The following is a 14,332-nucleotide window of genomic DNA, read 5'->3' as shown; positions in this document are numbered from 1 at the left end:
CTTCAGGGCCGCGGATGGTGTACAGTGAACGGCTTGCTGCTTGCGGGTTCTGCGGCTAGGTTGCGAATGTATTGACCGTAGCCGCTCTTTCCAAGCGCAATGCCGAGTTTCTCCAACTGGTTGCGATCGATGTATCCTTGATTGAACGCGATCTCTTCGGGACAACAAATGCGAAATCCCTGCCGTCGTTCGAGGGTAGCGACAAAATCGGCAGCATCGCGAAGTCCATCGGGCGTCCCAGTGTCAAGCCAGGTGAACCCGCGTCCCATACCCTCGACGGCGAGCTGGCCGCGCTCCAGATACATCCGGTTCAAATCTGTAATTTCCAGTTCTCCACGGGCCGACGGCCGAATATCGGCGGCGAAACTGGTCACCTGCTGATCGTAAAAATAAAGTCCTGTGACGGCAAAATTGGATTTCGGCATCGACGGCTTCTCTTCGATAGAAGTCGCATTTCCTTCGTCGTCGAAAGCAACCACGCCGTATCGTTCGGGATCGGTGACATGATGGGCAAACACCGTCGCGCCGTGCGGACGGGCGACGGCATTTGCAAGCAGATCCGGCAGACCGTGGCCGAAGAAAATGTTGTCCCCGAGGATCAGCGCCGAGCGTTCCCCTTCAATGAATTTGGCACCGATCGTAAACGCTTGCGCGAGCCCCTCCGGACGAGGCTGCAGGGCGTAAGAAATCTCGAGACCCCATTGATTGCCATCGCCGAGCAGCGCTTGGAAGAGGGGCAAATCCTGCGGTGTTGAAATGAGCAGGATCTCGCGAATGCCCGCTAGCATCAACGTCGTGAATGGGTAATAGATCATCGGTTTGTCATAAACCGGCAAAAGCTGCTTCGATATAACAAGCGTCATCGGATAAAGACGCGTACCGCTTCCACCCGCTAAAACAATGCCTTTCAAGATATGCCCCGCTCCTGTTGCCGCGACGCCATAAGCCGGTCTAAGCAACTTCCCAGCGAATGCTCCAGAGGCGGCAGCCGAACACCGAATGTCGTTAACAGTCGCGCTGTCAAAAGACGCGAATTGGCTGGTCTTGCGGCGAGCGTGGGATAATCGGAGGTGCTGATCGAGTCAACCGGGACCGCCTGGCCACCACGCTCCGCTGATGCTCTTACAATCTCGCGTGCGAAGCCACACCACGTCACCGCATCAGGGCCAGCCAGATGGGTCACGCCGGCAAATTCATCCCGCCATCCAGATTTATGCACTAAGTTTGCAACCGCGAGGATTGCGTCCGCGATATCCGGCGCGTGGGTCGGGCATCCAATCTGATCATCGACAACACTTAGCCTGCCCCGCTCGCCGGCAAGTCGCAGCACGGTGCGGACAAAATTGTTGCCAAACGGAGCATAGACCCAGGCGGTACGCAGAATGATGTGCCGCGGGTTCTTACTCGCAACCAGTCGTTCTCCGCCAAGCTTCGAGCGTCCATAGACGCTTTGCGGATTCACCGGATCAGCCTCGATATAGGGCGCCTCTTTTTTCCCGTCGAAGACATAATCCGTCGACAGGTGAATGACGGGTACACCGGACTCGGCAGCAGCGGCTGCCACTGCGCCCGCTCCGCCCTCGTTGAGCTCAAACGCCAGATCTAATTCAGATTCCGCCCTGTCGACGGCTGTGTAGGCGGCGGGGTTGATCACGATGTCAGGGCGAAATTCCGAAAGCGCAGTATAGATTGTCTCTGGACGCAAGAGATCAACCGCTGGTCTCCTTCCGCATTCAAGAACAACGTCTAGACGCTTCGCAGCGGCCTCGCGCAACGAACGCGCAACTTGCCCTTCGGAACCCATTACGAAAAGACGCATCTGAGCTACGCTTTCAAGAGACCAAGCCGTTCGCCGCTATAAACCTTCTCGCGCAGCGACTTCCACCAATCGGCCCGGTCGAGATACCACAGCACTGTTTTCTCGATGCCAGTTTCAAATGTTTCCTGCGCGCGCCATCCGAGTTCGGTTTCCAACTTCGTTGCATCGATTGCATATCGCTGGTCATGCCCCGGACGGTCCGGCACAAATTGAATCAAATCATGATGTGAGGTTTCGGCAGGACGCAAACGGTCCATCCAAGAGCAAATCTGACGGACAACCTCGATATTCTGCCGCTCATTACGGCCACCAATGTTGTAATTTTCACCGGGACGGCCGCGCGCCAGTATCACTCCCAAAGCGCGGGCGTGATCTTCCACGTGGAGCCAATCGCGGACATTTGAGCCGTCGCCATAGATCGGCAAGGTCTTTCGATCGAGCGCATTCAATATCACAAGCGGAATGAGTTTCTCAGGGAAATGATATGGACCGTAATTGTTAGAACAGTTTGAAATGATAACCGGTAACCCGTAGGTCCGATGCCACGCCTTGGCAAGATGATCGGACGCGGCCTTCGTTGCCGAATAGGGCGAGCTCGGATCATACGGAGTGAGTTCCGTAAAATATCCATCGCTATCGAGCGATCCATAAACCTCGTCTGTGGATACGTGAATGAAACGAAAGTCCCGGGCGCGCGCCTTATCCACTGAAGCAAGATAGTAGCGGGCGGCTTCAAGCAGCGTGAACGTTCCGTTAACGTTGGTTTTCACGAAAATATCCGAACCGGAAATGGAGCGATCGACATGGCTTTCGGCAGCCAGATGAATAACGGCGTCCGGGCGGTATTTCGCGAAGATCCCGCCCATGGCCTGCGAACTGCAAATGTCATGCTTCTCGAATGAGAATCTGGAGTTTGAAGCGATCGGCGCAAGCGAGGCCATGTTTCCCGCATACGTCAGCTTGTCGACAACAACGACCTCATGGCGCAGATCGAGAATGAAATGACGACAGACCGCCGATCCTATGAAGCCAGCTCCGCCTGTTACGATTATCCGCATTTCTAGTTCCTAGGTCTGCCAAAAAAATGCTGGCTTGGCATCTGCGAGAAGCGGCTGCCGACGGTCCTTGCCAGACAGAATAATCTCGGCTGCCGATAACCGCCAGTCGATCCCAAGGCCGGGATCATCCCACGCAATACCAGAATCGCATTCAGGAGAATAATAGTCCGTGACCTTATAAACGACCTCACAGTCCGGTTCGAGCGTGACGTAACCATGAGCAAAGCCCGGCGGCACCCACAATTGCCGCCAGTTCGCCGCCGACAATTCGACGGCGACGTGACGCCCAAAGGTGGGTGACCCGATTCGAATGTCGACACCGACATCCAAAATGGAGCCGCGCGCGCACCGAACCAACTTGCCTTGGGCGTGGGGCGGAAGCTGAAAATGCAATCCGCGCAGCACACCCCTCTGAGCGGAATAGACATGGTTATCTTGTACAAAAAAGGCGTCGATCCCAAACGAGCGCAAGATATCGGCGCGATATGTTTCCGAGAAAAAGCCTCTGACATCACCGTGCTTGTCTGATGTCACAAGCAGGGCGTCGGGAATATCCAATTTCTGAATCTGCATTCGCACCGTGCTCAATTGTTGCTAGTCAAGAATAGTGTGGGGGGAGGCATCTTGGCGAGCTTAAGCTCCAGCGCAAATCATGATGGATGAGGTCTAGCGAATCCACACAACACAACAATTCTGTGTTCACTTTCGTCGACCCAATCCAGATCGACTTGAACTGCCGCGCTAGTCAACAACTAGCAGGTAAAAACTGTCGACTCGTTTTTTTTCATTCTCTTTTGCCCAAGAAAACCACTCCAATATCTCGTGGGCAAAGGTTGAGTGCTGGATATGCAACCCAAACCATCGCATAGGTCAAGTAGTTGAATATCAAGGATTGTCCCGAGACATGAAAGATGCGCTCCCTCAAGCCTAATCTAGCTATGGGTAGCAAGGTTTCGACAAGAAGCGTTCTTAGATTGGCCAACTGACCTAGTTTTTGTAAATGGTCTGGGCTGAAATACCAAACGTGCGGAGATGGAAGATCTTTTTGCCATAACCGGCCAAACGGTTCGTGTATGCCCATGCGATCAAGCAAGTTTGCAATCCTGTAGAAGATGCCCCGCTGACTCGGACAATTCAAAACGAGGATGCCATCTGGCGCAAGCAGGTGGGCGCTTGCCTCAATTACGCCTCTTGCGCCAGGGATGTGCTCAAGAACATCGTTAAATACAATGACATCGAATGTTTCGCCGAGTTTGGTCTGACCAGGGAAAAATCCCTGCCGGACTTCAGCGCCGGTTCGACCTCGCGCTCTTTCAACAACATTCCCGTCTGGCTCTATTCCAATCGCGTGAAACCCTCGACCTATAGCATCTTCCAGCATTTGGCCGTGCCCGCACCCGACATCTAGCAAAGTGCCACCTTTGACGCCAAGCCGCGACAAGCCATCAAGTATCCGAGCATTATTCTGCTGACGAATCGGATCAAGACCCAGTTTCCGCGCATCTTCATCAATTGAGGTCGTTAATGCTTCTGCTTTGATGTTTGGCTCCAGCGTAGACGAAAGACAAGCACAAGTGGCGCACCGGAAGAGCCAATCATGGCGCAATCGGTAGATTCTTCCATTGCACACCTCGCAAAAGCGCTGACCATCATTCATGCAACTCCCCTCTGAAACGATCGCGGAAATCTTTGGCGCATAAGCGCCCTCGAAACTCGTCGCAATTACTCCGTCGATTGAAGCCATGTGGTTATGACTGATTTAGCGAATTATCGCCGACTACATCACACGGAACTATCCCGGATCTTGCTTGCTCTAAATTCCTCAGTCTGCTCTTGAAATGCTTTATAATTAGGACCTCCGCGCTTTTCATAAAGCAATCGACCGTGATGGGGGGGGCTGTCGACACGCATGGCATCAACCGGCTGAAGCAACTGCGTACCGTGCGCAATGTAATGCAGCACAACGAAGGGGCTTAAACCAAACATCGTCCTCTTCTGACTTCGATAATAAGTCAGGAGATGCAAATAACAAAAAAGCCGTCGCCATGGAATCTCAATCTGCTCGACAGGTCCATTCGTCACCAGCGGTTGAAACAGAGCAAATGGTAAGATAGAGGCACGTCTCTGTCGATAAAGTGTAAATTGATAGCTCCTGTCGAGAAGTCCTTCTTTTTTTGCAACTGCTAAGCCGAGAAGATGGACAGCATCGTGGTCTTGGTGCCCTCCTTCCCAAGCGTGCATTACAATTCTTTGGACGCCACTCAAATTTTCAAGAACTGTGTCTACGGCGACTTTGGCACGGTCAAGGTGTGCGATCAGATGGCCATCGGGAATGGCTTCGTTCGTTCCGATAAAATACATATCGTCAATCCGCACGCCGAGCTTGCATAAAACCGTTTTGGATTCCGTATTTCTAACTTCCGGTTTGACACCACGCGCACTCCCATCTGTAAGATAAACACAAACGGCCCTCCCCCCGGAGTTAACGACTCGATCGATTTCACCAAAGACGCCCATCTCATCGTCCTGATGAGCGAAAAGGAAAAGTGTGATCGGCGATTCAATAAGCATCAAAATCCAGGAAGGTGAACAGAATCGAAGCAGGATCGATACGATCAGACGAATTCTGAAGGTTGCGATATATGAGACGCAGAGGAGAAGGCTTAAGCCGATCCGGAATGGAAGCGGATATGCCATATCTAGCTGTACCAGCAGGCTCTAGCCCTAAGGATAAACATATCGGGGACTGCATTTTACGAGATTGACCTGCATCGCTGCTCATTCCCTCATCCAACAATGTCGCCCGTACGCTGATTAAGGGGTAACTCGTCTTGCCGACGACAGATAATGAATTTCTGCCACAGCTAAAACTTACTAAGGGGTTCGAGGGACTACGCTGGCGCCAAGCGAGATCTTCGCTAGTCCACACTCTTTCGAATTGAACATGTTCTTTGGCCTTTGCCCAATTGATGCGCAAGAAATCGCCTATACCAATTCGCGCATTCAGTCCTCTAACGTTCTGAAATCCGAGCTTGCGAGAAAAACCCGCAATGCTATTTGCGTTTGCAACACCATAAACGACCTCACACCCCTGTGACGCTGCACGGTCATAAGTTGCCATCGCAAGTTTTGTGAAGAGCCCCCTCCCCTGATAATCCGGATGCGTTGCCGTATTGAGCGAAAGAAGTGCCCGCACATTTGCACGGCCATGGACTCGCAGGGTTGCGGGTACACAAGCATAGTGCGCAACAACACGATCATGCTCGATGGCGTCCGTTCCGCAAACCAACCCAACGGGATTCTCAACATATTGCCAGCGAAGAAACTCTTCACTGTAGTGAGCCGCTCGCGGAAAACATTCACGAAACAGAGCAACGTATTGCGCTATCCTGCGCGGATCAATCGTGGCTGCTCTAAACTCCATGTATTCAATTTTCCTTATTGCTCTTTTCCTCGGCAATAGGCGGGATCGTTTCCAAACGTAACAACGGATAAAGCGGTTGGCGAGGAACGGAGTTTATATCATAATTCAAAAATGCAAGTATCAATTGAAAACCGATCAAGAGCGATACAACCGACACCATGATTGTGCCTGTGGCCGTAAACTCTCCAGCCATTGCGGCTGTAGCCCAGTGATAGAATCCAAAAATAAACCCAAACGAGAAGAGGAACGCACCGGCAAGTAGCTCTATCGAAGCTACGGAAAAATCTCTCAAAAAGTATCTATAAACAATCCTCTTACCAACATTCTTTAGATTGCCGATAAAAAAGGGCCAGATAACTTTCGTAACAGAGAGATTACTTCTTTCCCCGCCGTAAACTGCCTTCATCGGAAAATCGATCACCTTTGCGCTCAAAAGACCAAGGTGATACAAAAGATCGGACTCAAAAAAGAACCGATGCGCAATCTTATCATGTCTGAGCAATTTTGCGATTTCGAAATGAATAGCAAAGAAGCCGTTAGTTGGATCCATAATGTTCCAGTATCCGCTGGAAATTTTTGCGAAAAACGACAGGCACAAATTACCGAACAGCCGCAAGGCCGGCATTGATTCCGCATTAGACAAAAAGAAAAATCGATTGCCCTTAACATAATCGGCTACGCCGTTTCTGATTGGCCAAATAAGCCCCGGAATTAGAGCTGGATCCATCTGACCATCAGCATCCAATTTGACGACGATCTCGCTGCCCCTCTCTATCGCAATTTTTAATCCCGTCAGAAACGCACCACCCACCCCAAGATTGGTTGAGTGCCTAACCACAATAACGCGAGGATCATTACACGCTGTCTTTACAAACTCGCCCGTACAATCAGGGCAGCAATCGTCAACCACAACAATAAGCCCAACTTCGGGCCCTATGCGATCGATAACCGCGAGTATTGAGTTAGAGGCCCGGAACGACGGGATCACTACTGTATTCATCTCCAGAACCTTCACGAATACGAGCCGGCGATGCCGTTTCTCTAATAGGATCATAAATTTCGGTAAATCTTCAGCGCTGGCATTACTTGGCACATCTTAGAGCGTGGCTAAATGCCCATTGCAACTTGCAAAAAATGACCCTTCTATCTCTCTCCGATTTCGATCTCGTGGAATGTACCTCCAGGAGAGGTAAATAGCGATTTTGTGGAAAACGCGACAGGATATGACCGCACCGAAAAGATGTACTTAACATCACTCGCCACGTCTCTAATGGAAAGTGGCTCGCCGACACCAGGGACAAAAACCCTACACTGACATGCGATACCAAATAACACATAAGACATAGATCCGTAACGCTCGGCTCCGACAATCAGGACTTTCGAATCTTCATCGCGCTTGAACAACGCGTGAGTGAACCTTCCAGTATCGGTAAGGAAACTGGTGTTCGCGCTCACCGATCGCTGCCATCGCGCATTATTGATGTTGGCCAGCACAAAGACTGCGGTAATCGTCATCGCGAGTAAACTGAATATGTATCGGGCCCGAAAAACGAACGCCAACGCGCACATCCCTAGTGCGAGAGCCGCTACCCAGGCAGACCAGGAAATGCCGCCGTCCCATTTCCAGCTCGATATTGACAGACGATAGAAAGCCGATAGTTCCGGGTTATCCCAAGGATAAATCCGAAACTGCCAAACAACATATAGAAAATAGACACCAAGTATCAGCCACCCGACACCGATAAGCCGATAGCCGTCGAAATGGGGTAATCTCGTTTTAGCTAGTGTGCTTTGCCAATCGGAAACCGACGATCCCCCAGCGATAATCAGGACGTAAAGGTAAGCGTAGTATCGGCCATGCAGCCGCATCGCTTCTGACAAGCTAGCGACCCCGGCCGAATAAGTGAATATCGAAGCCATTGCCAAGGTAGCGACGCCAACGCACAGGACAGTGCTGAACAACATGACAAATTGAAGATCCGGCCTCGATATCGGTCGTGAATACAACACGTCAAATGTCTTTAGGGTCATCAAGCCGACAAACGGAAAACTAAACAGAAGAATGCAAGAGACATTACCGATGAAATAATAGATGATTACTCCGATCCCCGAGCCGATCGAGCTCAACGATTCACGACCTATTCCCTTGTAGAGGGCACCCAGCGCAGAGCCTGGATTGAGGGCCAAGTTTCCTGTAAACACACTGGACAAGACTACGATGCAAACGTAGGTCGAAATCAGGTATGTAAGCAGTGTAACGAGCAAGCCATTGCGTCGACGCTCCAGCTTTAGAAACATCATCAGCAGGATTAGCGCCAGCATGCTGACGACTTCCCCGACCATCAGACTAATTGCATGAGGCTTGAGCAAAAAGGCCGTTGCACTTAGCGCGCCCGAAACAAATCCTGCAGCTACCGGCCTTTTCAACATCAACATGACGAGCGCCAGCGGCGCTCCAGTAGCTGCAGCGTAGAACATTGATTCGGGCATGACGGCGACCACATATCCTGCCGATGGAAGTAGGCCCAGCGGGAAAATCGCAACCATCGCTCGGCGATTACTGGACGAAATCGCAACATACCAAGTCGCAAAACCAATGAATGCGATCACAGCGAAAACATTTAGAACGCGAATGATTGAAGCTGGATCTGAAAAAAAATTTCCCGCCAGCTTGATCAGAGCCAGGAACATCGGATTTGCAATGCGCGGCATATAAGGATCGCGCTGCCAAAGTTCGGCAAGACTCGAATTAAACAATCCGCTTGCAAGGTATGAATATTCATCGCCTCCGTAGATAGGTGAAGGCATACTGAAGGCATGGATAAAATGTATCAAACCAACCGTCGCCAACAGAAAAAGCCATATGGTGGCAGCCGATCGATCCGTTGGACCGAGGTTCGCAAAACGCGGCTCAGGGACTTTCATGATCGTTCCGGAGGTGGAATGGAGGTTAAAAACAGTATCTGCTTCACCGCTTACCAATTTCGTCGAGCCGCCGTAGATATCGCAAACCAGAGGCGCGGTAACTGAAGGCTGAGCGGATGGCCCTGCTACCTCTTGCTCCGAGAGTTCGTCCGGCAGCGGGATCATCGATGAGTTCGATCATGCGCGACGTGGCTTCCTCTAAATCTGGATCAGCCCAGTGCTGATCCGTGGCGTGCGGATAGGCGCCCTCCGGCACCGGCACCAGCCGATAGCTGACGAGCGCCGAATTCTTCGCCGTCATGAAATCCATATTTCCGGAATAGCCTGTCGCGATGACCGGCCGGCCGAGATACATAGCCTCAGCCATTCCCAGTCCATAACCTTCGGATCGATGCAGCGACACAAAAGCATCACAGCAACGAACCAGATTGTGGACTTCGTCTTCCGACATGGTCTTGTCCAAAATGACGACCCGCTCGCGAAGATCGCCAAGATCGCTTATGAACTTCTGCGCTTCAGCCGCAGCAGCATCAGCCCCATGCGTTTTAATCACGAGGCGGGTACGGGCCCATGGCCGCGCGGCCACCAAGCGGCGAAAACATTCCACCACCGCTTCCGGGTTCTTGCGCGAGACGTAGGACCGGTGATCGAAAAAGAACAGAAAGACATAACAGTCTTCCGGAATGCCCAACTGCCGGCGGCTGCTGAACTCACTCAGCGAAATCTGTGTCGGTAGCGGCATGTGCGTAACAGGCCGATTTGTCGCATCGGCAACCGACTCCTGAATGAACCTCGAAGCTGCCCAAACCTCATCGAAGCGCTCAAGCTCGCGCGCCCACTCTTGCGGATATCGTGACAGCTCCCAAAACGGAAAAATGATATTGTATCCCTTTGGAAGAGGGCCGATCTGGTCTAACGCGGGCGCGATCTCGTTGCCATTGAGATGAAACAAATTAACTGCGCTATATTCGGTAGTCATGAAGGGCACGATCTCAGTGACCTGCGCTGGTTCTGGTGTCTGAAACCTCCAGACGTCACGGACCTTGGTCTCGATAGCTACCGCGCGGCAAGCCGCAAGCGATAGGCGCAAGGCGCGTCCGGTACCGATGGGATTGAATGGATGCCCGACGATGGTCAGCTTTGATACCATAGCGTCAGGACTCCCCGCCGTTCAAGATATGCGCGCTATCTCGCGCATTGCGTACCGCTTGCAGATAGGCATGGCCGAAGCGCCGATCCGGTTCGAGATAAGCTCCCTCCGCCCACTCATTCCATGCGTTGACGAAAAGCAACCGCTCCTCGCCTTGCAGATCGCGTTTCGTTTCCTTGATTGCGGTCTCCATCCAGGCCTGAAACGCTCCGGGCGTCGGATTGTCGAGAATGAACGGCTGGTTCTGACGGCGTGCGGTATTGTCCCATCCCGGCATCACCGTCCGGAATCGCTTGAAGCCCGGATGCTCGCGCGTCGCATACTGAACGACGAGATCGTCGTAATCACCTATGTATCCATGGAAATCGGGGTTCAGCAGATCACTCTTCGGCGGACGAATCTGCGGAACATAATGAGCCGGAAACTCGACCGAAGCATCGCAGCCATAGAGAGAGGGCAATGCGCTCGCGCCGGCGAAGCGGAACGATTCGACCATCGCGAGATAGATCTCGCCAAGACCCAGCCGCCGGCATTCATTCCGCCAACGTTCCGCTGTTTCAGCAAACGCGGGAAACAGATCGGTACGATAGATCAGCAGCAGCGGCCTGCCGCGTATCCGGATGTAAGCCGGATGGCTCATGTACCGCGCGAGGTCGCGGATGACGCCGAGATCGTCCTCCTCGGAATGCGCTTGCGCCATCAGAACTTCCTGATCCTGGCCATCCCAGCGGCGCGTCCAATTCTCGTTCGCCCAGCACAGACAGAAAGGACTTGCCGGCGACGCCTGATCGAGAAGCCGCTCCAATGGCCGATGCAGCAACCGTTCGCCGTTGAACCAATAGTAATAGTAACAAAAGCCGTCGATCCCGTAACGATCGGCAAGCCCCCATTGCGCGTCCATGACTTCAGGAAGGCGGAGATCATAGTAACCGAGATCGGCGGGCAGGCGAGGCTGATCGTGTCCAACGAAATTTGGCCGCGCCTTGGTGACGTTGCTCCATTCGGTAAATCCAGGTCCCCACCACAGGTCATTCTCCCGCACGGGATGAAACTGCGGCAGATACATCGCGATCACCCGCAGATCGTCCATCGTATCGAACGTCGCTTGATAGCGTTCCGAGAGACGCTGCATGTTCTTGGTGATGAGCTGATGCTTGGTGGCGCCGAGCGAACTTGAGCTCTTGCTCAGGTGGTGGACGACCTCGGATTCAGGCGTGAACACGATCCTCAACCCGCGCTCTCTGACCCGCAGGCAAAGATCGATATCCTCACAGTAAGCTGGGGCCAATTCTTCGTTGAACCCGCCGAGCGCATGATAAAGCGCAGTCTCCATCATTAGGCAGGCGCCGGAGACGTAATCGACGTCTCGGCTGTACGACCAACGGGGCCTCTCTGGAAGATCACCGAGACCGATCATCTCAACTTCGCATTCGCGGCGGATTCGGACCCCGGCCTCTTGCAGAACACCATTCGGATAAACGAAGCGAGGGCCAACGGCCCCGACCCCAGGCTCGTCGAGCGCCCGCATCAAACCGATCAACCAATCCGGCGATACCTGAGCATCATTGTTCAACAACACCAGGCGAGTGCCCTGTGCCTGCTTGGCCGCGACATTGCAATTTCGCAGAAAGCCAAGATTCTTCGGCTGGTTTACAAGACGCAGATTTGGCACCTGCGACAAAACCTCTTGCGTCCTGTCCGTGGAAGCGTCATTGGCGACGATCACTTCGAACGTAAGGCCGCCGGACGTTTGCGACAGCGAGAGCAGGCATTCGATCGTCGTCGCCAATTCGTTGAACACCGGCACAATCACCGTGATGCTCGGCGCTTCGCCCGGCGACGGCAAATTGATGCGAGCCGCAGCCTTTGCCAGATCCTCATTCCCGATATCGATAATTGAGCGCGGCTGAAACTGAATTTCGGCGCCACGCGCGTTCAAGGTCTGCAAGATGCGGGATCGCGTCTCTGCATAGCTTCGCCATTCCCATTTCCCGTCTGCGACCGGCAACGGCTCGGTGATCAAGGGCAGCGGAAGCGGCTGGGCTTCGCCCGACGACAAGGCCGGATCAACCGAGGCCGCCGGTGCTGCCGCGTGCTGGGTGGCCAGCTTGCTTTGCCATCGGGCATATGCGCCGGTCTTTGCGAAGACCGGACTTATACGGTTAAACAGATAGCCCTTCAGTCGCATTTTTATGCCGAAGGGTATCGGCAGCGAACGGTAGACGACGCGAACTGTCGCCGCGGCGCCTCGGTAAAGCGCCAGCTTAATCTTGCGCAATCCTAGACGGACATGACGTAGGGGCGCGGTGATGCGCCACGACCGCGAGCCCAGCACAAGCTGGCTGAGTCCCACGGCTTCAGCGTACAAACGCTCCTTTTCCGCGTACTGGCCGCGAAGATTTTCCAACTCGGTGGTCGAGCGATGCAACAGAACCGCGAGTTCATCGACCCGTTGCCCGCGCTGATCCATTTCTCCCTGTATCTGACTATGGCGGTTCTCCTCCGCAGCGAGCTTGGTGCTCAATTCCTCGGCATGAGTCGCAACTTGACCAAGTTGCGCCGCTAACGCGGCCTCGCGCTGCGTCGCCTGATTGAGGCCTACTGCCAGTTCTTCGACACGATGGCCGCGCTGATCGAATTCGGCAGTTAATTGCTGCCGCGCTTCGGTCAACGCAGCGATCTCGCGCATATAAGGTGGCTCGCGCGGGATGAACACACCCGCGGAAAACTCTGGCAGCGCCTCGTCGGATGCCACAGCGATAAAATAAACAGGATTGGGCAACCCCACGCCCTCAACAATTCCGCCCTCGCTATCGCGATAGCCGACGAAGGACTCGGCCTGGTCCTCCACCGGAGCGAGCACCGATGCGTAATGCACCCGCTGGCCGTAGATCGCATGTTTGCGGAAGTGCTCGCCCAGCAGGGCTTGCAACTCCGACAGATAAAGCTCGCGCAGATGGTAAGGATTCTTATAGCGAGGGACATCTGAATACTCGTGCCGATCCGGGGATGACAGCACCAATACGCCGCCTGGTGCCAGCACGCGCTTGATTTCCAGCATCAGCGTGCGGTGGTCGGTCAAGTGCTCGATCGTCTCGAAGCTAACGACGACATCCACGCTGGAATCGGCAACCGGAATTGCTGTCGCATCGCCGAGCAGGAATTCAATATTAGAACGGGCGTACGTGCGCCGCGCGTGAGCGATGGAGGCCTCATCCAGATCTACACCGATGACCTTAGCTGCGGCGCCAGTGAGCAGATCGGAACCATAGCCTTCGCCACAGGCGATATCCAGAACCCGCTTTCCTTGGACCAGTCGCCGCGCTGCCAAATAGCGGTGCAGATGCTCAAGCCGGATGTCGCCCTCGATATGAGGCACGAACCGCTCACCGGTAAATTCCATCGGCATATTCTCTTCTGCAACCCCTAGTATCTGACTAAGTAGACTACAACAACGTCGTTCGGCAACTCCTGAAGACCAATACTTTCAGGGCTTACAGCTATCGTACGTTAAACGTAAAGTATTTGCGCCCGAAATAACTCACTACAACGGGGCTCGGCACGCCGGCGATATGTGCAATTGCACTCCCAACCAATTAAATCCTCGGAAGCCAATCCCTCACTGACAGCCCATACCTGTAAAAAGGCCAACATGTTCACAAGAATGAAGAGGCCCGCTTCGCCGCCGACATGACGATCTCGTCACGAGCCCCCCCTGACGAAAAAGGGCGGCTCCGCTCCGTGTGACGGCATGCGATAATGGTGTTACGTCCCGCGGACGGAGGGCTCTGATAGATGCGGCGCTACGAACAGACGCTCGAAAGCCGTATTCGTAGGCTGGTCGATACTATCAAGACCTAGCATATCGTAGACTTTTTCAGCCCCCATCATAGCGATGGACAAATTCGCCGCCGCCCAACCCGCCCAACTTGATCCTGTGAATGTGGCAAATTCGA

General features: G+C 53.5%; 10 protein-coding genes. All 10 read right to left on the bottom strand.

Features of this window, described 5'->3' with window-relative positions; genetic code table 11:
* Positions 1–2: 2 nt before the first annotated feature.
* Entirely contained in the window at positions 3–911 is a 909-nt protein-coding gene (gene rfbA, locus AC1Q6J_RS10450) for a glucose-1-phosphate thymidylyltransferase RfbA (RefSeq protein WP_492279262.1), read from the bottom strand.
* On the bottom strand, positions 908–1,819 hold the full coding sequence (gene rfbD / locus AC1Q6J_RS10445; RefSeq protein WP_492279261.1) for a dTDP-4-dehydrorhamnose reductase: 912 nt from the start codon (positions 1,817–1,819) through the stop codon (positions 908–910). The genes rfbA and rfbD overlap by 4 nt, the downstream gene beginning before the upstream one ends.
* 5 nt (positions 1,820–1,824) lie before the next feature.
* A complete protein-coding gene (gene rfbB / locus AC1Q6J_RS10440) occupies positions 1,825–2,877 on the bottom strand; it encodes a dTDP-glucose 4,6-dehydratase (protein WP_492279260.1) in 1,053 nt (350 codons plus the stop codon).
* Between the two features lie 9 nt (positions 2,878–2,886).
* On the bottom strand, positions 2,887–3,450 hold the full coding sequence (gene rfbC, locus AC1Q6J_RS10435; RefSeq protein ID WP_492279259.1) for a dTDP-4-dehydrorhamnose 3,5-epimerase: 564 nt from the start codon (positions 3,448–3,450) through the stop codon (positions 2,887–2,889).
* Between the two features lie 211 nt (positions 3,451–3,661).
* Complete coding sequence (locus tag AC1Q6J_RS10430; RefSeq protein WP_492279258.1) at positions 3,662–4,621, bottom strand: class I SAM-dependent methyltransferase; 960 nt, start codon at positions 4,619–4,621, stop codon at positions 3,662–3,664.
* A 38-nt stretch (positions 4,622–4,659) separates the two neighbouring features.
* Complete coding sequence (locus AC1Q6J_RS10425; protein WP_492279257.1) at positions 4,660–5,448, bottom strand: PIG-L family deacetylase; 789 nt, start codon at positions 5,446–5,448, stop codon at positions 4,660–4,662.
* Positions 5,438–6,301 carry a GNAT family N-acetyltransferase gene (locus AC1Q6J_RS10420; protein ID WP_492279256.1) on the bottom strand — a complete coding sequence of 288 codons (864 nt, stop codon included), beginning with the start codon at positions 6,299–6,301 and terminating at the stop codon, positions 5,438–5,440. The genes AC1Q6J_RS10425 and AC1Q6J_RS10420 overlap by 11 nt, the downstream gene beginning before the upstream one ends.
* A 4-nt stretch (positions 6,302–6,305) precedes the next feature.
* Positions 6,306–7,301, bottom strand: a complete 996-nt coding sequence (locus tag AC1Q6J_RS10415) for a glycosyltransferase family 2 protein (RefSeq protein WP_492279255.1) — start codon at positions 7,299–7,301, stop codon at positions 6,306–6,308.
* A gap of 1,968 nt (positions 7,302–9,269) precedes the next feature.
* On the bottom strand, positions 9,270–10,376 hold the full coding sequence (locus AC1Q6J_RS10410; protein ID WP_492279254.1) for a glycosyltransferase family 4 protein: 1,107 nt from the start codon (positions 10,374–10,376) through the stop codon (positions 9,270–9,272).
* A gap of 4 nt (positions 10,377–10,380) precedes the next feature.
* Entirely contained in the window at positions 10,381–13,779 is a 3,399-nt protein-coding gene (locus AC1Q6J_RS10405; protein WP_492279253.1) for a glycoside hydrolase family 99-like domain-containing protein, read from the bottom strand.
* Positions 13,780–14,332 lie beyond the last annotated feature (553 nt).

The organism is Afipia sp. MLSD5-FHT05B12 (assembly GCF_058793355.1).
Note: the sequence above shows the minus strand (reverse complement) of the source record. Positions and strands in the feature narration are given on the sequence as shown.

Bases quoted from the DNA above. Each gene is read 5' to 3' on its own strand.
- rfbD (WP_492279261.1), bottom strand. From the start codon at position 1,819: ATGCGTCTTTTCGTAATGGGTTCCGAAGGGCAAGTTGCGCGTTCGTTG.
- rfbB (WP_492279260.1), bottom strand. From the start codon at position 2,877: ATGCGGATAATCGTAACAGGCGGAGCTGGCTTCATAGGATCGGCGGTC.
- rfbC (WP_492279259.1), bottom strand. From the start codon at position 3,450: ATGCAGATTCAGAAATTGGATATTCCCGACGCCCTGCTTGTGACATCA.
- AC1Q6J_RS10430 (WP_492279258.1), bottom strand. From the start codon at position 4,621: ATGGCTTCAATCGACGGAGTAATTGCGACGAGTTTCGAGGGCGCTTAT.
- AC1Q6J_RS10425 (WP_492279257.1), bottom strand. From the start codon at position 5,448: ATGCTTATTGAATCGCCGATCACACTTTTCCTTTTCGCTCATCAGGAC.
- AC1Q6J_RS10420 (WP_492279256.1), bottom strand. From the start codon at position 6,301: ATGGAGTTTAGAGCAGCCACGATTGATCCGCGCAGGATAGCGCAATAC.
- AC1Q6J_RS10415 (WP_492279255.1), bottom strand. From the start codon at position 7,301: ATGAATACAGTAGTGATCCCGTCGTTCCGGGCCTCTAACTCAATACTC.
- AC1Q6J_RS10410 (WP_492279254.1), bottom strand. From the start codon at position 10,376: ATGGTATCAAAGCTGACCATCGTCGGGCATCCATTCAATCCCATCGGT.
- AC1Q6J_RS10405 (WP_492279253.1), bottom strand. From the start codon at position 13,779: ATGGAATTTACCGGTGAGCGGTTCGTGCCTCATATCGAGGGCGACATC.